Raw genomic sequence first — 23,179 nt, forward strand, 5'->3', positions numbered from 1 at the left:
TCACCTTTCCGTTACATGTTGTTGAAGTGATTTAGACTGCTTTGCACATCAATCACGTTGATGATTTCAAAGTCTGATGCTGGATGTACTCGCGAGCGGATAACAGGCAAAACGCGATCAGCAAGGTCCTCATAAGTTGGTGGGGTACCATCGGGCCGATGTACATGGTACGTGTCCTCGAACTCATCACTAATCAAAATAGTTACTGCAAAAATCTGACTTAATTCCATTCCATTTTCCCTGTCTTTCTTAGTTCGATAAATTGCGAATTACAGCGATTGCAGACTTTAGCCGACTACGAGCAATTGCCGATTTGTTGCGAACACTCCAGTAAAGGCTAATGGAGCGCTTCATGTTTTGGATAGCTATTTGCTTATCGTTATAAGCAAACTTAAGGACTTGCGAGGTTTCGAATTTTGTAAGTAACGCCATAGTTGGGCTCCATCTTCTTATGATTCTTTCCGTTCTGTTTGTGGTGGTCGGTTTATCGGATGCCCCACCAGTGGGAGATCATCGAATAACGCTGCTAATCACGCCCCATTTGCGTTTGTATTTATGAAATCTGTTACTACCCACGTAACTAAAAACAACAACAAATAAAGCGAAGTAATTGGTTTAGCATGAGATTGAAAAATCAGACACAGCGCACTCCATACAAAAACTGATGAAGGGGCTACGATCTCCATCAAATTATTCCACTTATTCACCCAACTTAGTTTCATGATTTTTCCTTGTTTCTTTCCGTTATCGCTAGTGGTTGGCTCTCAAAGAGCCGTTATATGCGTACACGAACGCATCGTAAACATGTTGGCTTAGTGTCTCTATATGGCTCAAGACACAGTGTGTCGTTGTGGATAAGCGAATATTTTCACTACCCAAGGTAGAGCCAATTTCCATAGCCATTTCATCTAGTCCATCATTACGCACGTAGCCTGAGTTGCAGCGCTCTTTTGCCTCTTCCACCATCAGTTGAAGCTCTAGGTCGCAAAGTGAGATTAAAAGTTCCATGACTGTGTTTCCGTCCTGATTTATCCAACGATATGAATTTCTACTTTTTTACCGAGTGTTTGGCACTCAATGTTCGTGTACACACCTTCTTCAGCACCATGCTTTGCAAACTGCAGCCAATCTCTTCTGACGGAATAGCACGCACCTTGGAAGTAAAATAGTACCACTGAGTCTTTAATTTCGATGTCGTCGGTATACCCGCCGTCAAACCAGGCTGCGCCAGCTTCTTCAAGTTGGCTGATGATTTCCGACTCTGATGCGTAAGTTTTTGTCATTGTTTCCATGATTCTTTCCGTGTTTTTGGTTGCTGATTAGAAATTGCTAAAACGACATCGTGGATTCTCACAAAATGCATAGTCTTTCATGTGAGGCTTAGGTGGACACGATGGGTACATTGCTTTCAGCCTGTTTTCGCGGCATCGAGGACAAACGTCACCGCGCTTTGAATGAGAAACCTTTTGGCCTTTGCGTTTCTTCGCTCCTTTACCATCTCTATTTGACATAGAAACCTCCTTGTTTACGTCTTCGTTTGCTTAACCTGATTATTAATATAACCCATATAGATTATATTGCAAGTGTTACCTATAAGAATTATAATCCCTTTAGATTATTTGAATAATTCAATGGGGTGATGTTTGGGGAAGCAAATTTCAGATAAGGAAAAGCAGCTTAATGAAGAGGCCAATGAAGAGATAAAGCGAAAAATTAAATCAGAGATGGCAGCTCATGGGTTAAATGCTATTGAAGTGGCAGCACGACTGACCGAGAGGGGAAGACCTATTACTGCGCAAGGACTTCGTAATGCAATTAGTAACGGAAATCACAGAACGACTTGGTACTGGGATCTAATGAAAGTGATACGTCAGAACGATGATGGAGCGGGATCTTGAGCAATTGGACTCTACAGGATTTTGACTTTGGCGAGATTTCGTGCCAACTCATTGAGTTCACAATTGAAAGTCACGAATATGTAATGGTATTTAACAGAGTTGATGCATCGCGCACTGAGGAGATTATTCACGAAAAAGCTGTCGAGCTTGGCATTGAGTACCGTCCAGACAGCTACGAAGTGAAGTTCGATTTGAAAGACAACTTTGAATCAGAACATTTCTTCGAACGCCCAAGCGATTCCATTTCGGTGACTGGAATGAGAGAGTTAGGCCATACCTTAGGGAGTATACAGTAAAAAATATGTCTATTTGCGTGTGAGTGAGTGACAACCCTTTACTGTCAATGCTTCTTTTGGATCTATGAAGTGTACATACTATGTATAATGGTGTGTACGCTTTTTTATCCCTGAAGGCTTAGCAAGGCGATGGTCTCACTGCGTGAAGACCATCACCCAGCCAAAAGGGTATTTAAGGGAATGATGGTAAAGTAAAATAATAAAGCCACTCCTGACGCTCGCACAGCTCACTACTCGCTAGGCATTTATGATTTTTCTTGACCATCCGCTGAAACACGTTTTTGGACATAAATGAGTTACGGTAACTACTTAATTAAAGAGTTAGGAATTAGTTTTTCTTGGGTAAAGCTGTCCTCAACAATTGTCTATGTCGTGAACAACTTTACACGTTTGATATAGAGAAACTATGCTTTAACTCCCAACCTAAAGCTCAATTTTTTTGAGCATTCCCGCCTCGGCATGACCAGGGATATTACAGGCAAACTCAACCTCTTTTTCACCGTGGAAATGCCACAGAATTTGCTTCGCTTTACCGGGCTCAACAGTGACAGAGTTTCCACTATCATGCATGTGGTCGCCTGACATAGTCTTCATCATTTCGCGGTGTTCAAGCTGTTCTTTTGGCGAGCCAATCACAAACTCATGGTTCATTTTGCCCGTGTTCATTACAACAAACTGAACCACATCGTTAGGCTCAATTTTCACATCGCGCTTAAACTCCATCGTCATATCGTCACTTAGCACAACATGCACCACTTTGTCTGGCTTGGCTCCTGCCGCGGGCATTCCCACAGCAGACATACCCTCCATGCTCATATTCGAGTGATCCATTTTACTGTGGTCCATTTCCGCATGATTCATAGCGGAATGGTCCATGTTTGAGTGGTCCATCTTGCTGTGATCCATATGTTCCGAGCTTGCCATTGCGCTTCCAGCCACAACAGTTAGAGCGAGTGCGATTAGAGTCGTTTTCATAATTATGTCCTTTTTGCTTGTTGTGTAGCGACAGTCATCAACAGTGACTGTCGCGAATTTAAGTTAATCTGCGTTTGAAGATTGCGTGATTTCACGCTGTTTCCAAAGTTTAAAAATCGCTGGAATCACTACCAGTGTTAGCACTAGCGCTGACGCCATTCCTCCGATCATGGGGGCAGCAATTCGCTGCATTACTTCTGAACCGGTGCCCTCGCCATACATGATTGGAATGAGACCGATGATCACGGTGAGTACTGTCATCATTACGGGCCTCACACGTAAGCCCGCGCCTTCGCGGATTGCTTCAATGAGTGATTGCTGGTTTAGCGACTTGCCCTTCTCTGAAGCCTCGAGCTTTTTGTAATGCCATGCTTGATTAAGGTAGACCAACATGATAACCCCGATTTCAACCGCTACCCCTGCGAGCGCTATGAAGCCAACCCCGACGGCAATAGAGAAGTTGTAGTTAAGGTGATGCATTAACCACAGCCCGCCAACCATTGCGAGAGGAAGTGTAAGCATGATGATCATCACCTCGCCGACTCTTCGGAAGCTAAAGTAAAGCAGCAGCATAATGATCGCGATTGTGATTGGAACCACGATACTCAAGCGCTCTTTTGCTCGCTCCATATATTCATATTGACCAGACCAGTTAAGGGAATAACCTGCGGGTAGGGCCAACTCTTCAGCCACCAAGCGCTGCGCTTCTTCTACATATGAGCCCAAGTCACGACCATCGATATCCACAAACACCCAACCATTCGGGCGCGCATTTTCAGTCTTGATCATCGGCGGGCCATCTTCGTAGCGAACATCGGCCACATCCGCCAAGGCGATACGCGCGCCATTCGGGGTAACCAGAGGTAAGTTCTGCAGCTTAGTCACCGAATCACGGTAGCTTTGAGGGTAGCGAACATTGATTGGGTAACGTTCTAAGCCTTCAATGGTCTCACCCACATTCATACCGCCAATTGCGGTAGAGATGACCTGCTGCACATCGCTGATGTTGAGGCCGTAGCGAGCCGCAGCACGTCGATTAATATCAATCGTCACATAACGCCCACCAGCGACTCGCTCTGCATACACCGAAGCGGTACCTTCTATAGTATTGAGTAGTGGCTCAAGTTGTGCCCCGATACCTTCAATGACCTCTAGAGCAGGGCCAGCAATTTTGATACCTATCGGTGTTTTTATCCCAGTCGCCAGCATATCAATACGCGTTTTAATCGGCATGACCCATGCGTTAGTTAAACCAGGGAACTGGATCAGGCGATCAAACTCTCTACGTAGCGAGTCGGTTGTCACACCTTCACGCCACTCTTCGCGCGGTTTTAATTGAATGACTGTTTCAATCATCGTCAGCGGCGCAGGGTCAGTCGCGGTCTCAGCACGACCCACTTTCCCCCAAACGGTCTCAACTTCCGGTACAGTCTTAATCAGCTTATTCGTTTGCTGTAAAAGCTCTCTCGCTTTACCGATAGAGACACCTGGGTAGGTGGTTGGCATGTACATCAAGTCTCCCTCATCTAAAGGAGGGATAAACTCACTACCTAACTTAGATGCTGGGTAGTAGGCAGAGGTCATCAGGGCAAGTGCCAACACAATAATGGTTTTCGGATATTTCAAGCTTGCGTTAAGCATAGGCTTGTACAGGGAGATTAAGCCTCGATTAACGGGGTTTTTATGTTCCGGTAATACATTACCTCGAATGAAATAGCCCATCAGAACCGGAACGAGCGTAATTGCAAGACCCGCAGCGGCGGCCATCGCATAAGTTTTGGTAAACGCCAGTGGAGAGAACATCTTGCCCTCTTGACCTTCTAGCGCAAACACAGGCACAAAACTTAACGTAATGATAAGCAGTGAAAAGAACAAGGGCGCGCCCACCTCTTCTGCCGCTTTGGTAATGACTTGCCAACGGTTGTTATCATTGAGAGGTGTGCGCTCAATATGCTTGTGCACGTTCTCAATCATTACAATGGCCCCATCCACCATCGCACCAATCGCGATGGCGATCCCCCCTAATGACATGATGTTGGCATTGATACCTTGCCAGTGCATGACGATAAAGGCCGATAAGATTCCAACGGGCAGGCTCAACGCAATTACTAAGGAAGAGCGAATATGAAATAGGAACAGAGCACACACGATCGCGACCACGATGAACTCTTCAGCCAGTTTCTTCCATAAGTTTTCGACTGCAGCATCGATTAGCGTTGAACGGTCATAGGTTGTGACAATCTCCACGCCCTCTGGCAAGCTTCTCTGTAGATCTTCCAGTTTGTTTTTCACCTTCTCGATCACTTCGCTTGCGTTTTCTCCAAAACGCATCACGACAACCCCACCAACGGCCTCACCTTCTCCATTAAATTCGGAGATGCCTCGACGCATTTGTGGCCCCAAGTTGATGTCCGCAATATCACCTAATAGTAGTGGCGTACCATTTTCGGTGACTTTCAATGGCAGTGATTGGATATCTTCAACGCCAGTTAGGTAACCCGTTGTACGAACCATATGCTCGGCTTCGGCATTTTCAATCACCGATGCACCTGTCTCCTGGTTGCCATTTTTGATCGCCATATTGACTTGTTGTAGCGTTAGGTCGTATGCACGTAACTTAGCTGGGTCAATTTGAACTTGGTATTGCTTAACCATCCCTCCCACAGTGGCGACTTCCGATACGCCATCAACGGTTTGTAGCTCATACTTCAAGAACCAGTCTTGAATACTTCTTAGTTCAGCTAAGTCGTGCTGTCCGGTTGTATCTTGCAAGATGTAGTTAAAGACCCAGCCGACACCCGTCGCATCAGGCCCCAACGTTGGCTTCGCACTCGGCGGAAGGTTAGGTGCTACTTGACTCAAATACTCTAATACGCGTGAGCGTGCCCAATACATATCTGTATCATCATTGAAAATGATGTACACGTACGAATCACCAAAGAACGAGAAGCCTCGTACCGTTTCAGCACCCGGCACTGCCAACATTGCTGTGGTAAGGGGATAAGTCACCTGGTCTTCCACGACCTGCGGCGCTTGCCCTGGATAGCTGGTCTTAATGATCACCTGTACATCTGACAGGTCTGGTATGGCGTCAACCGGGGTATTCTTAACGCTGTAGAGCCCACCGAGGACCAAGCATAATGTGGCAAGCATGACCAAAAAACGGTTGCGGATAGACCAACGAATAATGGCACCAATCATTGTTCACCCTCACCTTTCTTAAGAGCTTTCAACACATAATCTGAGCCTTGCTTCTCTACCAAAAATTCGACGCTTTGTGCTTCAGCGTAACCTGCAAGGTCAACACTTGAGTCAGCGGTAAAGTTCATTTCTCCAGCCGGCCAGCCCCAAAAATCAACAGCATCGTGAGACAGAGTAATCATGCCAAAATCTGCCATCAGCATCGTAATGTCTCCACGTACCCATACTTGGTTGATGACAGGCGTTTGATCCACTTTCAGTTCAACAATTTCATACATGCCATCTGGTGTTTTTTTCATCTCAAACTCTATCGCTTGCCCTGACTCAAGCCCGTCTGAAGTCACATCCTCTGCCAGATTAAAGTTCATCACCATTCCCGGCCAATCCCACTCCGGAACAGGTTGGTGGTTAATCGTTAACATGGCATGACCTGGCATGACGTCAGTGATCTCTCCTTTAGCCCAAACCGTCTCTGCGGGCGCCTCTACACCATTGATGCGTTCAAGGTCTGCACTTTGAGATGACTCTGAATCAAGCATAAAGTGTGCTGATGTGACGACTTTGTCCTCTAGCGATAACCCTTGCGTTACCTCAATACGCTCGCCCGCTTCACGGCCCACCTCAATGCGAGCAGAGCGATACTTGCCTTCTCCCTCTGACAACACGACTCGTGTCATTCCACCAGAACGAATCACCGATGAGCGTGGAATCGTCAACACCTGCTCTGATGTTTGTGGCCGCAAAGCGATGTTGGCGAACATGTTGGGTTTAAGCTCACCCATCGGGTTATCAAATTTAAGTCGAACTCGAAGCGTACGAGTTTTCGGGTCTAATATCGGGTAGACATAATCGACTTCCCCCTGCCACTCCTTGCCCGGAATCGCATCAAGTGTCATGGTCGCGAGACTACCGGATTCAATCCAGTGAGACTGACGTTCAAAGACTTCAGCATCCACCCATACCTCTGCCAAAGGCCCTGCACTGATCGCTGCTTGCGCAGGTGAAAGATAACCACCCTCGCGAACATTTAAACTCGCTATCACGCCATCGGCCGGGGCTTTGACCGCAATATTTTGCACCACACGTCCACGACGTTTGATGCTATCAATCTGGCCTTTATCAACGCCTAACGTCATTAAGCGCTCTGACGCGCCTTGGACTAGTCCTTTACGCCCACTGCGATAAGCGTTGAGGAGCTCTTCTTGCGCTTTGACTAACTCAGGAGAATAGAGGGTAAACAGCGTGTCGCCTCGTTTAACATGATCGCCCACCGCATTCACATTGAGCTTTTCAACCCAACCTGCAACCCGCACATTGGTTTGCCAAAGCAGACTCTCATCGAAGGCGACATAACCTACGGTCTCTATTCTTGGAGACAATGCCTCTTTTTGTACCAATGCCGTTTTCACACCCAGATTGTTCTCCACCGCTGGGTCAATGGTGACTGTACCGGGTTTATCATTGCCGCCTGCTAGATCTTCTGCGTACACCGGAATCAGGTCCATCCCCATTGGCGATTTGCCTGGCTGATCGCGTTGATAGTTAGGGTCCATTGGCGCAACCCAATAAAGAGGTTCGTTACTTTCTTGAGCCGGCTTGCTCATGTCCGACATATCGTGTCCAGACATTGAGAACCAATGACTTGCGGAATAGCCAAGAGCGCCGCCAATAACTAGGGCTAGAAGTGCAATTTGATGAGTTTTATTCATTTTCTTTTTGCCTTTTTACTCTTCAACTTTTAGTTGTGGTGATGCTACTTGGTATTCAAAGCCACCTAATAAAGCAGCCAGCGAGCTATTAACGACGCTTAAATCAGTAGTGAGTCGTTGATATTCAAGCTGCAAAGTCAGTTCATCCATCGATGCTTGAATCACGTCACTGTATTGTGCGGTATTGTTCTGATAACCGCGCTCAACGGCCTGAGTTCTCGCTTGGGACTGATTTAATAGCGTTGATTGGTATCGCTCTAGTCGCTGCTCTAAATTCACACGATCAACAATTAGCGCATTAACTCGAGCATTCAGTTGTGCCAACACCACATCTTTTTGCGAGCGGGCTGCACCGACTTGGTATTGGGCCGCTGACAGTTCTCGGTCTTGACGATTATCGGTAAACAGTGGGATATCCATTGTGAGATAAGCACTCACTAGGTCTGAAGCTGGGCCTGACATATTGTCGGCTTGACGATAGGCGTACATCACCTCTACACCAAACTGGGGAGTGTAGGCCTGCTCTGCCAACTCGACTTGAGTCTCTGTAGCAGCAATGCTGGCATCAACCATTTTCACCACTGGATGTTGGTTAAGTTTCTGATAGTGCTGATGAGAGTCAATGTGATCGGCGAGATAACTATCGAGCATCGGCCAAGTCAACTGATTACTCGCTTTTAGCTCTTTGTTTTGAGTCACCCAATCATCTCCCAACCACTCGGAAAGTTGAGATAGTAGACGCCTTTGCATCTGTGCATTACCTTGAAGCTTTTCATCCAACTGACTGATTTTCAGCTGCGCATTGAGCACGTCTTGTGCTTCGCTTTTGCCTAAGCCGTAATTGGTTTGTATGAATTGCTCTAGCTCAACCAACAATGATCGATTGGCTTTGAGGGTTTGTTCGGCATATTGCTGATAACCGAGCTCGAGCCAAAGCTGGGACATGCTCTGAGTAACATCTAGCTCGCGACTATTTACCTGTAGCCCAATACCATCCGCTTTTTGATTGGCTTGTTTTTGTCTTAGGTCTAGCGTCGACCCACGCTCGAACTGTTGCATCAAACCGACTGAGATGTTGGTCATTGGGTCATCGTCAAACTTAAAACTGTCGACTGGAAGGCCCCCAAAACCTACTTTGAGTTTTGGATCCATCAGGGTGGATTGCGCGACACCTGTCTCTCTCATTGCTTGAGATTGGGCGAAGTATTGCTTTCGTCCATGGTCGTTATCTAACGCCAGTTGAACAAGTATATCTAACTGAGCTTTCGCATCCGCTTGCTCTTTCGCGGACATAGGGGCCACGTTCGAATCATTCGCGATAGCCGCATAAGGGGTGAATACACTAATGGCTATCACACCCATTGCTAATTGATTTTTCACAATTTATTCCTTTTGGAAACACTACAAGAACGGAGCGAAAAGGAACACGCAGGTCAGTTTCTTGCCTTTCTTGGAGCGTCAAATATTGTTAAGCGAACTCTTTCGAGCTCAACAAATTTTTGATAGGAGAAATTATGCTGAAGGTGGCCGTAACAGCGTCTGTTGACGCACGACTTTTTGGCCTATGGTGAGATGTGTGTAAGGAGCCAGCGAGGACTCTGTTGAGGCAAGTTCACTGGTTGGCGTTAAAGGGAAATGCACACTGCTGCACGCTGCGGTGCAACACATATGGACACCACTACCTGAGTTACAGTGCTCATCAACATCACTAGCTTGCTCTGTGGAATGATGCATGCCTGAACTCATCGAGTGACAATCGGTCAATTCTTGCTGCTCTGTCACCGAGTGTGACGTCTCCATCAGGTGGAATGTCATCTCTGGAGAACTCGACGCATACGCAGACATCAGCATTGCAAAAATGCTGATAAGGGTAACCCAAATTGTCTGCCATTGATTCTTCATAACATGTCCGATGTCGATTCGGTTTTTAATATAAACCCTGCCCCTAGGGTAAGGTCAAGGGTTTCACACTAAATACCTTCAAACATAAGCTTAGATGGTTTCAACGCTAATACACAACAGTACTAGGTGAGAAAACTTAGCATTAGAAAAATTAGCCCAAAATAGATAGCTCAGTATGCGGACTAATAGAGCTCTAAAAAGAAATGGGGCAAAAACGAGTTTGAAACTGCTAACCCAGTAGCTCTTTCAGATAGCTATTCCGCTTATGAGAGTGACTAGGTGCCTCGGTGATCTGCTTCATGTCATCACTACTACCAACGATATGGATTTCACTTTCAGCTCTCGTGATTGCCGTATAGAGCCATGCTCTATCTACTATTCTTCCGTTTTGCAGAGCGATGATGATGCGTGGAAACTGTGACCCTTGAGCTTTATGTAGGGTGATTGCGTAACCCAACTCCATGCAGTCGAGAACAGATTGTGTTATCTCGACCTTTTCACCTGTATCTAGCGTCACTTCACCGTAACTATCACCAGAAGGTTTGGCGTTGGTTAGCATACCAAGTGAGCCGTTCTGAATGCCTTTATCGTAATGATTCTGCGTGAATAACACCGCATCATTCATGCGAAGTGGCAAAAAGAACTTATCACCATTGATTTCGAACTCAAGGCTAGTGCTATCTGGGTTAACGGCTTGTTGGGTGAGTTTATTTATTTCTGATACGAGTGCCTTGGTTGGAGCCATGACGCGACTGTTTTCGGGACTCTGTCGGTAAAGCTCGCAACAGACTTTGGCAATGTCTGTTTTACTGGTTTCGTGAAAGTGTATTGCACCTGTACTTAATTGGTCAGGCACCACACCTTGATTAATGAGCTTTGAGTATTCGGGGATACCTGTTGAGCCTTCTTGTCTCTTGACGATATCTAGCATCGTATTAGCCACCGTTTTTGCTTCAACGATGTCTGCCAACACCTTGCCGCAGCCGATTGGTGGAAGTTGGTCGGGGTCGCCAGTGAATATCAATCGCACAGAGGGGTGAATGTGATTCACAAGACGATACATGGTTGGCAAGTCAATCATGCTTGCCTCATCAATCACCAGTAGGTGATTTGTTTTCTCGACACTCGGTTCTATGGGGTCTTCACGCAGCAATTTGGCAATGGTTGAGGTAACAAAACCGATGGACTCATGAAGTCTCATTGCAGCACGACCGCTGAGCGCAACGGCGTGTATTTCAAATCCAAGTTGATGATATGCCCTGAGAGCCGTTCTGAGTACCGTTGTCTTGCCTGTTCCTGCACCGCCCGTAATACAGCTTACCGAATTATCCAGACACGTTGTGACGGCTTCGATTTGCTTAGGAGTTAATTCGTAGGGAAGCTCCGCAGCCGCAGAGCAATACGCAGCATTGGCGTTTTCATCAAACAAGTCATTTCGCTTAATCAGTGTATTTAGCCGTTTGGCAACGACACTTTCCATCAGAAGTTGCGCCGTTGGATGGTAAGCTCCTGTGTTGGGATTTAAAATATACTGAGCTTTCTCATGACCTGATTGGAACGCCTGAGTGACTAGCGTCTTGTCTTTCAATAGTTTATTGAGGTAAGGCCGCACATTGGCATGAGTGGTATAGGTGTGACCTTTTTTAATTTCCTTGCGAATCGCCATTTCCAGAGCAGCGCTGAGCCTGCTTGGGTCATCCTTCGCAACATCGCTCTTAAAATCCGTTACCTGGATAATATCTTCAATAGCACTGAACGAAAGACCAAAGCCCATCAAAGCATAAGGATTATCCTTAATTACCGCTATAGAGGCTTCACCGTGATGCTTGAGCAGTCGCTGCTGCACACTGGCGGGGATGTTGTGTTCGCTCATCCAGTTGCAATGTGCCAGATTTTTATATTTGGCGTACCCCTTAAAGAGCGCTTCCACTGAATCTTCACTCAGAATCGATGTCAGACGCTCTCTGGCCTCTGGGGTGTCATTTTTTAGTGTTGCATGGAAGTCTTTACCCAAGAGCTGCCAGAGCGCCCTAGCTTTGCTTTCGCCAATACCCTTGAAGTCACTTTCTCTGGCGATAAAGCGTATCAGTTGCTCACCTGTTTCGGGTAAAGTGCATTCAATATGCTTGGGGGATTCATAAGTGTGCTGCTGCATCACATAATCACTCATCTCCATATCTTCTATCTGGCGAGCACCTTTGACAGACCAATGCTGACCTAGCGTTGGAAGCACAGGGATGCTATCGGGGTCGGCTTTGATGGTGACGTAATACTTCCCACTATTGGTTTTGTATGAGTCTTTCGCCAGCGGTACACCGCTGAAGATCACCAACTTGGTCGAGCGATAAGGGATACTGGTGACACGCATTTGGTCTTCATGCAAAGCGGTATTCATCGTGGCATCAACCCCATTTCGGATAAGGTTTCAGATAGCTCACCAAAGCGATCAAGTCGCTTTTCAAGCTCTTTGACCTTGGCTTTCAATTCTATGTTCTCAGCTTCTAATGACGACACCCGCTTTGAATCGAGCAGCTTGCGATTCGCTGTGTTGTCGTAGGCTTTGGGCTTGTCCGCATTCTTCTTGGCAGCATCGGTCAACGGTGGCAGGACACCTTTACCGCGCAGTTCATCTTCTAAGGTTTTGAGTGCTTTCTTGAGAGCAGGATTTTGGTTTAAAGCTGATTTGCCACAACCGATACCCTTTGCCACTTCGATGCGATTAAGCTGGCCTCTGAACACGATTTGCTTAAAGTCATCGTCCGTCTGTGTGGTTTTCCAGACCTCAAATGCCTCAAGGTTTTGTTGCGCTTTCTGCTGCCCACTTGCCATTAGTCATCTACCTCACCCAATAGCTTACGAAGCCCTGTGACAAATCCCCTAGGGAACACTTCGCTGTTGTATTCCATGTCTTTGACTTGCCCCGCCTGAGTAGTTTGCCAGTCATTTTTTTCCATGCATTCATCAGAAACGGCATACGCTAAGGCTCTTTTCTCTGATTCGGTGAGTACCCCTGAGAGGGATGGCAGCGCTTCCACGCTTGGCTCTGCGGTGGTATCAAACTGGCGTACAGGGCGCTTGTCGATGGTGATATTGGCGTGTTGCTTGAGCAAATTCACCTCTTTGCGGTAGCGGTTACGCTCGGCAATGATTTGACCAAACAAGGCGCGTACCGCAGGGTCTGGGATGCGCTCTAACAGTTTATTATCCGCAGGGATGGATTTAGACCGTGAGGTGTTGGATAGTGGTTTTTTGGTATTGGTATTGTACTTTGTCGCCCATGCTTCGATGAGCGTTCGGTAGTGCTTGTTACGAGTAGCACGCAAAGCCTCATACGCCAATCCGCCATTTTCGGCAGATACCCGTCCAATTTGTGTAATGGAGAAGTCACGCTGACCTGATTCCGCATACGCTTTCAGTGTGTCGTTAAGCTTATCGAGGTTTTGCTGCGTGCGAGGCACTTTGCCTTCTTTTAAGTCAGCTAGAATGACATCAATATCAAGTTCCATTAGTCCTCCAATAAGTTCGGTAATGCGATACCATCAAGATTAATGGCTTTATCAGTCAGCGCATGAATACCCTCAGAGAACAGCTTGTTATCAGTCAGGTATTCACCCGCTTCGATGTAGTTTGCCACCTTGCGGTAGCCTTCAAGTTTATCGTCAGGGTCGGCGATTTTTGCCATTTGGCGCAGCATGGCATTGGCGGCGATGAGTTGTTGCTTGTCGTCCATTTCCATGAAAATCGGCTCAAAGCCTTTTTTCATCAGCACTCGACTGAGTTGCATCGAGCGCTTTTGAATAGCAGGGGTTTTGCGCAGTTCGTCCTGTAAATCAGGGTAGAACTCAGCATCATCACAAAGCAGCGATAGATGCAGTAATTCAGAGTCGGTTTCGATAAACTTCAAGGCATGGCTGACATCTTGCTCAGAGCCAACCGCAATCAGTTTATCTTTGGTGTCATCCTCATTTCTGGCTTCTTCGACACGAATGATTTTCTGAATCAGCTCAAAACACACTATCCAATCTTTAGTGTATTCATCAGCTTCAACTTGCTGTTTTTCATAGCGACGCTGCAAGGCTTGCAGTTCATCGTGTTTGATGAACGGCTTTCCCAGTTCTTCACAAAAGAATTGTTCGTCTTTGAGGGCTTCTAACTCACCCTCAATTTCCACAGAGAGATTGGCCGCTTGATGTGCTTTATAACTCAGTTGATTGAAGTGGGCATTGAGCGCAGGCAGGTATCGTGCTTCAGTAATAAACCAGCGGCAGCGAGGGCAGTTTTCAGAGCCATGAGGCACGCTGTCGTAAATGCGGTTGGCAGCGATTTGTGCATCTCTAATCAACTCGCCACCGTTCCAGCAACCACCAAGGGTACTGACTTCATCCGATTTCACGGTGTTACCCCCGACCAAGCACATCCCACAAGAGCGCTCTTCCCAACCAATCGGATTACGGTTAACCAGTGCCGCCTGAATGCTGTCATCATTGTGATACACCATCTTGCATTGAATTTGCTCCATTGAGGCATCTTTGAGGAAGTTGCGTGTTGATTGAGGGGATTTCGCTTCCAGTTGAGCTTCGGCTTCACGCATTTTTTCTGCCATCACGGACGGGGTGATTTTGTTGTAGTAGATGGTCATCAACAGGCGCGTATGTCCCGCCAGTAATTTAGAAATCACAGGCAATGGCAATTGCGTATCCATCGTATACGCCGTGATGAGTGAGACACGCAAACTGTGCAAGGGAAAGAGTGTAGCTAACTTAGCACCTTCTTGTGTCCCCTCAGGGTAATCCACTACTAATTTTAATCGTTCACCGTTATCTAGGGTATTACCACGTTCTGCGAGTTGGTTTTCTAACTCAAGGAGAAGTTGATACCAGAATGCTTTGAGTCTACTGGCATCTTGAATTGGCTTATGTTTATCCTCACCTTTTGCTGATGCATTACGAAACAGAAAAGCAATTTCGCCCATACTTTCTAGCTGTTTGTTCGATTTCTTAGCGTTAGTGTGCTTTTTGAGCAGCGTGGTGCAGTCAGTGGGTTTTGCAATTGGGTTGTATTTTTCTTGCCAGTTACGCAGTTTTTCCAGCCAGTACAGAGCTTCTTCATTTTGCCAAGGGATGATGTAGCCACGTTCTAGTTCGTCTTTGTTCTGGTCAGCGGTCTTGTTGGTGTTGATGTATAGACCTGTTGAATTCAACCCTGTCATGGTGTCGTGAATGCGGCGGAAGATGCCTTTTCCGAAGGGGCGTTTTTCGCTACCAAGTGCAAAATCATGTTTGGTGTTTGCTACCCACTGACCCTTTTCGTATCGCCAAGTATCCGCTTCTCCGCTGTCTAGCATACGCACCTGATAGGTACGCAGTGGCAGGTGGAGTTTCATGAAAATCACCATCGCTTTGACGGGCGACCAAATTTGGTGGATAACGGTAGGCACTGCTGTTTTGCCTCCCTTGGGTTTGCGTAATACCTCTTTGCTGCGCCACACACAGTCGGGGTCGGTTTTATCAATCAACTCTGGCTCGACATCAAACCAATCACCGCCGTGCGTTTGTCCTTGCCCTGTCTGCTTCTGCGCCCAAGTCCAGTGTTTGAAATGGCGGTAGTGATAGGAAGGCAGCAAGGTTTCATCGTCCTTGAGGTTTTGCTCAATGACGGCCAGTTCAGTTTTGTCAGGCAACGGACAAAGGATTTGACGTAAGTCCTGAATGTAGCGATATGGCAAGGGATTGCGAACGGTTTCAGTCACACTATCCTGACGTTTGATTTTGCTCAGCGGGTTTTGAACCAGTGGCACAAGGTTGCCATTGTCATTTTCTTCGGAGAACACTTTCTTGATAACAAAGTCGATGAAGTCACAAGGGATGTTCACTCCCGACTGGATTGCACGTTCGGTATTTTGTGTTTCTCTAACCAGTGCTTCCAACTCTTCACTAGAGCATTTGTGCCCTTGGTAGCCCTTAAAAAACGTATCTATATTGCCGATGGCATAGGGGGCATATTCAGCAAGATAGGATTCGAAGAATCGAGCCGTAGCGGTTTGTTTAGCGGTAATCGCGGTGGTTTGTTCTGCCATCCACTCCGCTGCTAACTCTTGCCATTGTTGCCACTCAGCACCAAGTGTGGTCAACATCCAAGAGAAAGTTAAATCCGATAAGCGTCCGTCGTACTTTTTGCCTTTTTTATTCATTACTTACCTCTCAATTTTGGATGTTTGCCTGTGAAGTAGCCCTGCGGGTCGATGTCGTCAAAACCATGTTCAACCAGAGCTTTCCAGTCGAGTGCTTTGACTTTGGATTCAGGGTTTGCCAGTTGCAACGTTGCTTGGGTCAGTTCCTCAGAGATTTCCTGCTGACCTTTGCCTGTGTAAACAGTTTGTGAGTCTAGGGATTTGTGGTGCAAGCATTTACGAATCACCAAAGGGGTCAGTCCTGAATCCTCTAGTCGTCTACCGTAATTATGACGATGCCCGTGAGGGTCTTTACCTTCTGCCTTGTTTGGTTCTAAACCTATGCGCTTCAAACCATTGGCGTAGTTGTCATGGAAAGCGTTGATGGTGTAAGGGTTGCCGAAGGCACTGTGATGAAAAGAAATAAACGCATAAGGATGGTGACAGTCGATGCTGGCGCGGTACTTTTGATAGTTTTTCCACAGTGACATAAACACTTTGCCATAGTCGGTGGGAAACCACTGAACCTGTATGTAGTTGTCTTTATGGTCAACCACACGGTTCTTCCAACCGAGATGTGCGGTGCCTTTCATGCGTTGGCGAGGGATACGCGCATACTTTTCTTTTAAGTACGACTCTCTATTCTGATTTTTAGAACGTACTTCAGGGTCACTTGGCGCTTTGCCATCGACTTCATTGTAAATTCGAACGATTGCGCTATCTGGGTTATAGGGATCTTCAAACACATCTGTCACCCAAAGGGTTAAAGCTTCACTTTCGCGTAACCCGCCACCGTGCATGAGCAGGAGTATTAATTTGTCCCTGAGAGCCACTCGTGGGTCACTTGCACCACCAATGCCGTTCATATAAAAATCTTCCCAATGCTTTCCAGGAAAGGCGATAGCATCATCTTCGGCTTTGGTGAGCGGTGTACGACCTTTAATGGTTCGTGCCTTGCGGATAGTTTTATTGACGGTCTTATCTTCGATATGACTAAGGAAATCATTTTGGTTTTTTCTATACCATGCAGCGTAGTTCAAACGCTGCTCATGCGGCGTGGCATCACGCAAGGGGTTCATTGGCACAGTGCCTTGCTTATTTGCCAACCAATCGGTGAATGCCGTCAGTCGGTGAATGTGTTTATTGACATTACTGGTCGAACTGGGCACCCAATACAAACCTGATGGGTCAAGTCCATCTTCACCAATCGTTCCTGTATACAACCGCTTAGAAAAGGTCTGAAAGAGCAACTTCGGATCGTCAAACAACCCTCTATTGGCTTCCATATAATCCAGCAACAAGGACACCGCTTGAATAAATCCATTCATGACGGAGTTGCTCACACCGTCCGCCTCTAGCTTGAGTAGGTAGTCTGTGACCGTACTCAGCTCTCCTTGCTCAGTTAGCAAGATAGGCAGTTGGCTTTTGATGCCCGTATTGTCCTCAACAATCGTTGCTCTGACTTTTACTGATGACAAATCATGCTTTCCTTATACATATAGTACACACAATTGACTATATACCTGTACTGTTAATTGTGCAATAAAAAGGCAGATTTCTCTGCCTTAATACACAATATACACCCTTTTAGTTACTATATATAACATTAAGGATTTGCTTGATTTTCACTATCGAAACAGTAATGCAGAGGCTTATATTTGCGTAGCTGAAAGCAATAAGCTCAGACGTTTTTACGACAGACTTGCCAAGATCTACGCAGAAGAGTTAAACTTTACCATAACAACAGAGTTAGGAGACGAGGGCTTAGGTTATGAGATCAAAACCCCAAGTTACAAAAGCGAAAGCCGCTAAAGTCGAAGCCATGAAGAAAATCAAGGCAGCTTACACGCAGGCAAAAAAAGAGGGTAAGGTTAAAACCTACCACATTACTCCTGCTTAGCTGTTTAAGATTTTTGCTTAAAAACTCTCCAAGTCGGGGAGTTTTTTTGTTTGACCTAAAGCCAATCAATTGAATTCATTTCACGGATACGTCTTTGCTGGATGACTACATATTTAATTGTAGTAGAACTGTCAGAATGACCAAGCACACGCGCCATTTGTTCCAGTGAAACGCCAGATATGACGCTGTTCGTGACCAGCGATTTTCTACCGCTGTGCGAAGAGCACTGATACAGCCCACAACGACGATACACAGTCCTTATGGCTTGCTCTAGAGCATCACAGCACCAATACGTTTTCAGCTCGCCTGAGTCCAATCTGCGTGTCTTAGGCTGCAAGGAGTAGCCCCTACCTCTATTGTTCAGTATGAATTTACTCAAAGGAACTAAACCTTGAAAACTGTCGCTATCAACAACTTCCCACCGCTTTAGTTTGCGATACTCGATCCACTCCTGAATGATCATTCGAGTTATGGGATTCGACAGCCAGATCGTGCGACTCCGGTAATTCTTGCATATGCGGGAAGGTAAGTGGACTTCTTCTCGGATTTGACCAGACGGCGATAGAACTGTTTTCACATCAAGCAATGCTATTTCAGTAACGCGTAAAGCCGCATGACTGAGGGCTATTGCACAGGCTTTGCCCTGGCCGTGCAGCATTAAGCGGCATGAACGCAAAACCCTCTTGATAGTTTTTGGTTTAATAGCATCGGCTTTGCTCATTGTCTGTGTCCTTATGTGATTTAGGGAAAATACAGACAATAGCAATTAACTTCCTGCCTGCTTAGTGTAGGCCATACAGCTAAATACTTTCACGGAAAGCGCCTAGGGCGGATAAGCGGGCGCGAAACCACCTTAATGTGATGCGCATCACAATAGCGAAAGGAATATGCGACCCGGAATTTGGCCGGGTTTTTCGATTTTCGGTAGGGTGGTTTTCGTTGGCCAACACCACGATGATCGAAACTTAAACGAAAGGAAAACGAACTATGAATACTCAAAGTATTAACAATAATGTGGTGGACACTCGTATTCTGAATGCGCTGGCGGATCAAGAATGGGGCGATGCCCGCAGTTATTTGGATGAGCTGATCCCTGATGGTCAGGCATCGATTGCCCAATTGAACGCGCTCAGCAACGGCACGGTCTGGCATTACGGTGACGATGGTTGGTCTTATACCGAGGCTGAATAATTCAAGGATGGGTGAGGATAATCTCACCCTTTTTTTGACAGAAGAGGTAGCTAACACAGACCTTGTCGATTTCCTATCCTGCAGCTAGGCTGCTCTTTCGACTGAATACACGCAATCAAAAATGCTCAGGGGCTTCTTCTTGAAAGCGATCATACTGCTCAAGTCGTGTCTCTGAAAGGTTGGTTGAAACATTGTCAGCGCATGTCTCACAACGACCGTCTTCATCGACTACTGAAAACTTACCAGGGCACGAAGTGCAACTTTTTGCGGCCTCTGTACACTCACCACAAGCGTGCTTGTCGTCATCGATGATCTCGGTGTCATTGAGTGCCACAAGCTTCCCACAGATTTCACAACTTATTTCTTCACTGATGCCCATAATGGTCTCCTTAATATTCAGTAACAGAGACATCTTACAGGCGATTTTCCTCTTTTAAAGGAGATTCTAATGACCTGTCATTGGGGATTGGACAGAGATCAAACATGGTCAATATTTGCGCGCTTATATGTAACAAATACACCTGATAATACATGGTGTCATTGTCGTCAGTTCACCCGTTTCCGTCGTCTGGAGGGTCGACGCTAAGCTAACGGAATCCGATGGGTTCTGATTGCCAATGTCCTGGTGGCGACTTTAGGCGCACCGCCAGGACTTCTCACTAAACGTTCAGAGCGCCTAATGTATGGCTAAGCTGCAAGCATCTCTATCTGTTCGCCAGCCTTGGGGGTTTTTGCTGATGTTACAGTCGGACTGGCTGTTGGTTTGGCTTGAGCGGCCTTTGGGGTGGCCACGGAATTGAGCTGGCGCAACAGCCACCCGGCCATGGCCGTGAAAGTAGGAACGTGCACAATGTTGCCAAGCAGTCGGTGACCAGCAGCTTTGCCAGTTGTGCTATCGATGCACTGAAGCGGAATGCCCTTGATGCGAGCGTGCTCCAATTCTGTTTACAATCGGTAGGTGGGTCGCTCGGCTGTCCAGTCTGCCGCTTGCAACTTAGCGCATTCGGATCGGTCTTTATTGTAACCAGCGCCTAGGCAGGGTATTTGGGTATTCTCAGCGGTAAACCACCGGTAAAGCCAGCCTGTTTTCTCTTCGTGTTCTTGACGGTGCTGATACATCTTGCGCCAACGACCGAGGTCCACGTTATCATCAAGATAGTGACCGAGATTTTGCGGGTGGGTGTATGGGAGTAAGTCGTTATCGATAGGGCCTACCTTGAGCTTGCTGGCCAGTGGCTTGGCTAAGCTGATATAAAGCATACGCTCGCGATTTTCCTGAGAGCCACAGTCGGTCGCCTGTAGACCTTGGTACGTCCCGCGATGGCTTACAATGGTGTCGATAGAGTCTTGCAGGCTGCTAATCAGTTCGAGGTTCGCAGCTCGGATCTTTTTGAGTTCTTCGAGTGCTTTGCGGTCAGCGCACTGTACCTTGGTATTTATGCGAACTGTCTCTGCGGTTGCGTCGAGGTAGTCGCCAACGAGGACCACTTCCATTTGTGGAGCTTAGCTTGGCCTTTTCACCTTGCCAATCAGAAACCCCTCAAACCCGATCATGCTGGTGATATCACCCTTCAGGATTCGCGAGACTGGTACGTTTTGGGTAAAGCCTGAATTGCTCGGCAGGCTGTTTCATGCATCTTCATCCAGTTCTACGGCTTGGTACATGTGTTGAGCACATCGTAGTGTACTGACTACAACCCTCCACCAACCATTAAATCAAAATATGGCACCGCCATGGATCTTACATGGATCTTATCTTTGATCTTATATACAGAGTTTAATTGATCTCTTACCTTTCCCTTTCCTTTATAGAAGTAGGTTTTTAATTCTAACTTACTGTTTTTTATTAATAATCTTACTCATGGGCGAGTAGCTTTATGAATATTACGAAGTTTCACTATGCAGAACCCGAAGTTATCATAGGTATATTACGAAGAGATCGCATGTATCATTCGAAGAATCGATCAAACTTGCCCGAGTGATTCTATGTATGATCCGAGGCTAAACTCCGAGCAATGCCATGTATCACGTTGCCTATCTTCGGAACTCCGAGTAACTTATGTATATTACGAATGCAATCAACCAACCTGAATCATAAATATGGACAATTTATCTCTTAGTGCATTAACCCTGCGCCCATTCAAGACCAATTTTGATAAAGAGCGTCACTCACACTTCCGGTTGTCTAACGATGTAATTTCTAGCCTAATGCAGATGAGTCCGACATCGTGGCGAGTATTTGAGGTTATAACTCAACAACTTGATGTTTACCCATCCGAACTCATTTCAAATGAAGATTTTCTTAAAGATCTGTCTGATGGTAGGGTATCAATACCTGAGCATTACAGGACGGTTAGGGTTAATGCTGCGGATTACATTAAAAAATTTGGCCTAACGCCTTCTAACGGTTATCGCACGTTCACACTTGATGCGTTAACGCTCTTCGATGAAACCTTGGCTAACATTAATTTTGATCAAAAGCATCGTTCAGCTGATATTAGGCTCAGTCGCCCTGTGTCTGATATTACTTTTCACACCCAGCTGATAGGTAAGACAACGGATGATGGCGAAACAGTTCGCAACATCACGGAAAAGCTCATCAAGCGAGACAGCAGCGATAAGCGTGAAGAAGCCGTTTGGCAATGCAGTTCAGCTACGTTTGTCCTGCATGAGAAACTCGCCTTGCATATGCTATTTCTGCAGAGGATGTTCACCCGTATTGAAACCAAGACTACACGAGGCTTGTCCAAGGCTGGATCTAAGCTCTACACCTTGCTAAAAATGATTGCGACCTCTCAGCATGCAATCAATGATGGTTGGGTACTACAGATGGACCTACAGCAGTGTAATGCCCTGTCTGGTACCGATTATAAGGGTATCGCCGACTACAGCCGAAATTTCAAGCTATCTGACGAGCTAACCAAAATGACTGAATTTCATGTGCTCCATGATAAAGATAAACGGTCCAAACAAGGTCAAAAATTCACTCGCTTGAATGTGTTTTTCTCACTCAAGGCGGCAACTGAGATAGCCCAAATCCCACTGAGTGAAGTGAAGCGTAAGTTAGTTCCAAGACCGCGAGTTCTAGTGGGTAGTGATGCTGAGGGTAAATGGGCGCAAAAAAATATAGCAATCCTGCTCGATTTTGAAAAACGCTTAAACGCTGTCGGCCGTATCCTCCCAAAACCCGATAGAGAAAGGTTGGCGCGTTACACACGTATCATCGGTGATCGAACCTGATAACACCTTTTCTTTTTATCTACTTGCTACTTTGCAGTGATAGGGATGATCAGCATCGTGGGACCGAGTAATCAAATCTATATTTCCAGTGTTTCAAGTCGCAAGAATTCCTACCTGTCGAGATCTATTAACTTACTGAAACTAATCTAAATTTACATTTCCCTGTCTCGATCATTTCGTTGGTTATCGTTAAAGGTCGAGAGATCCTATGTACTATCCGAAACTGAGTTATTGCCGAAAGAATGTGATGCGAATGCATTAGCCGTGACGTTACCAAGAGGCAGCATGGCCCAAATACCCGGAAACCTAAGCCACTCACAATTGACTGTATACGATCAGTTTTTTGTGATTTGCCTGTAGGTCGAGTTGTGGGATGTATGTTACGACGTGTTGTTGAGCAAATTGACTGCAAGTCGAGTCAGGGCAGGTATATTACGAAGCGTTGTTAGCTCATTTTTCTGTAGATCGAGTTAGTGAATGTATATTACTAAGCAGTTTGTTCATTTCCTTTGTATAGAGCGGCTCCAGTCGTTATGAGTTGCCTCGTGCACGGCATTTTATCTTTAAATGTAGTTTGGTTGGGCGCAGCGCCGCCTATCAAAACCAACAGTTCGAGTGATCATGGGTATAATTCGAAAACGCTGAGGTTATCTTGAGGGTGTTTGCAAATCCAATACCAAATCATGGTCTGGGATATG

Annotated in this window: 22 protein-coding genes; 5 read left to right on the forward strand and 17 right to left on the reverse strand. The window is 46.2% G+C overall.

Annotation, left to right across the window (positions count from 1 at the left end; genetic code table 11):
* Positions 1 to 11: 11 nt before the first annotated feature.
* The 3 genes from ACZ5R2_RS22995 to ACZ5R2_RS23005 form a co-directional block, all read right to left on the reverse strand.
* Positions 12 to 230: a hypothetical protein gene (locus tag ACZ5R2_RS22995; protein ID WP_464900525.1), complete on the reverse strand. Its 219-nt coding sequence runs from the start codon at positions 228 to 230 to the stop codon at positions 12 to 14.
* A gap of 520 nt (positions 231 to 750) precedes the next feature.
* The gene (locus ACZ5R2_RS23000; RefSeq protein WP_464900526.1) at positions 751 to 1,008 is read right to left on the reverse strand and encodes a hypothetical protein; all 258 of its coding nucleotides are present in this window, start codon (positions 1,006 to 1,008) and stop codon (positions 751 to 753) included.
* Positions 1,009 to 1,028: 20 nt separating this feature from the next.
* Entirely contained in the window at positions 1,029 to 1,292 is a 264-nt protein-coding gene (locus tag ACZ5R2_RS23005) for a hypothetical protein (RefSeq protein ID WP_464900527.1), read from the reverse strand.
* Positions 1,293 to 1,643: 351 nt separating this feature from the next.
* On the opposite strand from ACZ5R2_RS23005, the gene ACZ5R2_RS23010 reads away from it, so the two are divergent.
* Both ACZ5R2_RS23010 and ACZ5R2_RS23015 read left to right on the forward strand, forming a co-directional pair.
* Complete coding sequence (locus tag ACZ5R2_RS23010) at positions 1,644 to 1,898, forward strand: DUF6471 domain-containing protein (RefSeq protein ID WP_464900528.1); 255 nt, start codon at positions 1,644 to 1,646, stop codon at positions 1,896 to 1,898.
* The gene (locus ACZ5R2_RS23015) at positions 1,895 to 2,194 is read left to right on the forward strand and encodes a hypothetical protein (protein ID WP_464900529.1); all 300 of its coding nucleotides are present in this window, start codon (positions 1,895 to 1,897) and stop codon (positions 2,192 to 2,194) included. The genes ACZ5R2_RS23010 and ACZ5R2_RS23015 overlap by 4 nt, the downstream gene beginning before the upstream one ends.
* A gap of 423 nt (positions 2,195 to 2,617) precedes the next feature.
* Here the strand turns inward: ACZ5R2_RS23015 and copI are convergent, their stop codons facing one another.
* The 10 genes from copI to gmtY form a co-directional block, all read right to left on the reverse strand.
* Complete coding sequence (gene copI, locus ACZ5R2_RS23020) at positions 2,618 to 3,169, reverse strand: copper-resistant cuproprotein CopI (RefSeq protein WP_464900530.1); 552 nt, start codon at positions 3,167 to 3,169, stop codon at positions 2,618 to 2,620.
* Positions 3,170 to 3,232: 63 nt separating this feature from the next.
* Complete coding sequence (locus ACZ5R2_RS23025; protein ID WP_464900531.1) at positions 3,233 to 6,370, reverse strand: efflux RND transporter permease subunit; 3,138 nt, start codon at positions 6,368 to 6,370, stop codon at positions 3,233 to 3,235.
* Positions 6,367 to 8,079, reverse strand: a complete 1,713-nt coding sequence (locus ACZ5R2_RS23030) for an efflux RND transporter periplasmic adaptor subunit (protein WP_464900532.1) — start codon at positions 8,077 to 8,079, stop codon at positions 6,367 to 6,369. The genes ACZ5R2_RS23025 and ACZ5R2_RS23030 overlap by 4 nt, the downstream gene beginning before the upstream one ends.
* Positions 8,080 to 8,094: 15 nt before the next feature.
* Positions 8,095 to 9,441, reverse strand: a complete 1,347-nt coding sequence (locus ACZ5R2_RS23035; protein ID WP_464902405.1) for a TolC family protein — start codon at positions 9,439 to 9,441, stop codon at positions 8,095 to 8,097.
* Positions 9,442 to 9,591: 150 nt separating this feature from the next.
* Positions 9,592 to 9,981: a hypothetical protein gene (locus tag ACZ5R2_RS23040; RefSeq protein ID WP_464900533.1), complete on the reverse strand. Its 390-nt coding sequence runs from the start codon at positions 9,979 to 9,981 to the stop codon at positions 9,592 to 9,594.
* A gap of 229 nt (positions 9,982 to 10,210) precedes the next feature.
* Positions 10,211 to 12,376 carry an AAA family ATPase gene (locus ACZ5R2_RS23045; RefSeq protein ID WP_464900534.1) on the reverse strand — a complete coding sequence of 722 codons (2,166 nt, stop codon included), beginning with the start codon at positions 12,374 to 12,376 and terminating at the stop codon, positions 10,211 to 10,213.
* Positions 12,373 to 12,810, reverse strand: a complete 438-nt coding sequence (locus tag ACZ5R2_RS23050; RefSeq protein ID WP_464900535.1) for a VPA1267 family protein — start codon at positions 12,808 to 12,810, stop codon at positions 12,373 to 12,375. Before ACZ5R2_RS23050 ends, ACZ5R2_RS23045 begins: the two co-directional genes overlap by 4 nt.
* Positions 12,810 to 13,487, reverse strand: a complete 678-nt coding sequence (gene gmtX / locus ACZ5R2_RS23055) for a gamma-mobile-trio protein GmtX (protein ID WP_464900536.1) — start codon at positions 13,485 to 13,487, stop codon at positions 12,810 to 12,812. The genes ACZ5R2_RS23050 and gmtX overlap by 1 nt, the downstream gene beginning before the upstream one ends.
* Positions 13,487 to 16,171, reverse strand: coding sequence for a gamma-mobile-trio integrase GmtZ (gene gmtZ / locus ACZ5R2_RS23060; protein ID WP_464900537.1), 2,685 nt, complete (start codon positions 16,169 to 16,171; stop codon positions 13,487 to 13,489). Before gmtZ ends, gmtX begins: the two co-directional genes overlap by 1 nt.
* A complete protein-coding gene (gene gmtY, locus ACZ5R2_RS23065; protein WP_464900538.1) occupies positions 16,171 to 17,628 on the reverse strand; it encodes a gamma-mobile-trio recombinase GmtY in 1,458 nt (485 codons plus the stop codon). The genes gmtZ and gmtY overlap by 1 nt, the downstream gene beginning before the upstream one ends.
* A gap of 293 nt (positions 17,629 to 17,921) precedes the next feature.
* Here gmtY and ACZ5R2_RS23070 point away from each other — a divergent pair, with 293 nt between their 5' ends.
* On the forward strand, positions 17,922 to 18,050 hold the full coding sequence (locus ACZ5R2_RS23070; protein WP_464900539.1) for a hypothetical protein: 129 nt from the start codon (positions 17,922 to 17,924) through the stop codon (positions 18,048 to 18,050).
* 55 nt (positions 18,051 to 18,105) lie between these two features.
* On the opposite strand, the gene ACZ5R2_RS23075 is transcribed toward ACZ5R2_RS23070, so the two are convergent.
* Positions 18,106 to 18,771, reverse strand: a complete 666-nt coding sequence (locus tag ACZ5R2_RS23075; RefSeq protein ID WP_464900540.1) for a site-specific integrase — start codon at positions 18,769 to 18,771, stop codon at positions 18,106 to 18,108.
* A gap of 266 nt (positions 18,772 to 19,037) precedes the next feature.
* Here ACZ5R2_RS23075 and ACZ5R2_RS23080 point away from each other — a divergent pair, with 266 nt between their 5' ends.
* Positions 19,038 to 19,241, forward strand: a complete 204-nt coding sequence (locus ACZ5R2_RS23080) for a hypothetical protein (protein ID WP_464900541.1) — start codon at positions 19,038 to 19,040, stop codon at positions 19,239 to 19,241.
* A gap of 115 nt (positions 19,242 to 19,356) precedes the next feature.
* Here the strand turns inward: ACZ5R2_RS23080 and ACZ5R2_RS23085 are convergent, their stop codons facing one another.
* The 3 genes from ACZ5R2_RS23085 to ACZ5R2_RS23095 all read right to left on the reverse strand — a co-directional run bounded on the left by ACZ5R2_RS23085 (position 19,357) and on the right by ACZ5R2_RS23095 (position 20,735).
* On the reverse strand, positions 19,357 to 19,620 hold the full coding sequence (locus ACZ5R2_RS23085; RefSeq protein ID WP_464900542.1) for a hypothetical protein: 264 nt from the start codon (positions 19,618 to 19,620) through the stop codon (positions 19,357 to 19,359).
* Between the two features lie 308 nt (positions 19,621 to 19,928).
* The gene (locus tag ACZ5R2_RS23090; protein ID WP_464900543.1) at positions 19,929 to 20,180 is read right to left on the reverse strand and encodes a hypothetical protein; all 252 of its coding nucleotides are present in this window, start codon (positions 20,178 to 20,180) and stop codon (positions 19,929 to 19,931) included.
* A gap of 6 nt (positions 20,181 to 20,186) precedes the next feature.
* Complete coding sequence (locus tag ACZ5R2_RS23095) at positions 20,187 to 20,735, reverse strand: hypothetical protein (protein WP_464900544.1); 549 nt, start codon at positions 20,733 to 20,735, stop codon at positions 20,187 to 20,189.
* Between the two features lie 606 nt (positions 20,736 to 21,341).
* Between ACZ5R2_RS23095 and ACZ5R2_RS23100 the strand changes: the two genes are divergently transcribed.
* Positions 21,342 to 22,481 carry a hypothetical protein gene (locus ACZ5R2_RS23100; RefSeq protein ID WP_464900545.1) on the forward strand — a complete coding sequence of 380 codons (1,140 nt, stop codon included), beginning with the start codon at positions 21,342 to 21,344 and terminating at the stop codon, positions 22,479 to 22,481.
* The last annotated feature ends 698 nt before the right edge of the window (positions 22,482 to 23,179 follow it).

Source organism: Vibrio sabulosilitoris (genome assembly GCF_055391395.1).

What these genes read in the sequence shown, in the direction of transcription:
- ACZ5R2_RS22995 (WP_464900525.1), bottom strand. Translation starts at nt 230, where the DNA reads ATGGAATTAAGTCAGATTTTTGCAGTAACTATTTTGATTAGTGATGAG.
- ACZ5R2_RS23000 (WP_464900526.1), bottom strand. Translation starts at nt 1,008, where the DNA reads ATGGAACTTTTAATCTCACTTTGCGACCTAGAGCTTCAACTGATGGTG.
- ACZ5R2_RS23005 (WP_464900527.1), bottom strand. Translation starts at nt 1,292, where the DNA reads ATGGAAACAATGACAAAAACTTACGCATCAGAGTCGGAAATCATCAGC.
- copI (WP_464900530.1), bottom strand. Translation starts at nt 3,169, where the DNA reads ATGAAAACGACTCTAATCGCACTCGCTCTAACTGTTGTGGCTGGAAGC.
- ACZ5R2_RS23025 (WP_464900531.1), bottom strand. Translation starts at nt 6,370, where the DNA reads ATGATTGGTGCCATTATTCGTTGGTCTATCCGCAACCGTTTTTTGGTC.
- ACZ5R2_RS23030 (WP_464900532.1), bottom strand. Translation starts at nt 8,079, where the DNA reads ATGAATAAAACTCATCAAATTGCACTTCTAGCCCTAGTTATTGGCGGC.
- ACZ5R2_RS23035 (WP_464902405.1), bottom strand. Translation starts at nt 9,441, where the DNA reads ATGGGTGTGATAGCCATTAGTGTATTCACCCCTTATGCGGCTATCGCG.
- ACZ5R2_RS23040 (WP_464900533.1), bottom strand. Translation starts at nt 9,981, where the DNA reads ATGAAGAATCAATGGCAGACAATTTGGGTTACCCTTATCAGCATTTTT.
- ACZ5R2_RS23045 (WP_464900534.1), bottom strand. Translation starts at nt 12,376, where the DNA reads ATGAATACCGCTTTGCATGAAGACCAAATGCGTGTCACCAGTATCCCT.
- ACZ5R2_RS23050 (WP_464900535.1), bottom strand. Translation starts at nt 12,810, where the DNA reads ATGGCAAGTGGGCAGCAGAAAGCGCAACAAAACCTTGAGGCATTTGAG.
- gmtX (WP_464900536.1), bottom strand. Translation starts at nt 13,487, where the DNA reads ATGGAACTTGATATTGATGTCATTCTAGCTGACTTAAAAGAAGGCAAA.
- gmtZ (WP_464900537.1), bottom strand. Translation starts at nt 16,171, where the DNA reads ATGAATAAAAAAGGCAAAAAGTACGACGGACGCTTATCGGATTTAACT.
- ACZ5R2_RS23070 (WP_464900539.1), top strand. Translation starts at nt 17,922, where the DNA reads ATGAGATCAAAACCCCAAGTTACAAAAGCGAAAGCCGCTAAAGTCGAA.
- ACZ5R2_RS23075 (WP_464900540.1), bottom strand. Translation starts at nt 18,771, where the DNA reads ATGAGCAAAGCCGATGCTATTAAACCAAAAACTATCAAGAGGGTTTTG.
- ACZ5R2_RS23080 (WP_464900541.1), top strand. Translation starts at nt 19,038, where the DNA reads ATGAATACTCAAAGTATTAACAATAATGTGGTGGACACTCGTATTCTG.
- ACZ5R2_RS23085 (WP_464900542.1), bottom strand. Translation starts at nt 19,620, where the DNA reads ATGGGCATCAGTGAAGAAATAAGTTGTGAAATCTGTGGGAAGCTTGTG.
- ACZ5R2_RS23095 (WP_464900544.1), bottom strand. Translation starts at nt 20,735, where the DNA reads ATGGAAGTGGTCCTCGTTGGCGACTACCTCGACGCAACCGCAGAGACA.
- ACZ5R2_RS23100 (WP_464900545.1), top strand. Translation starts at nt 21,342, where the DNA reads ATGGACAATTTATCTCTTAGTGCATTAACCCTGCGCCCATTCAAGACC.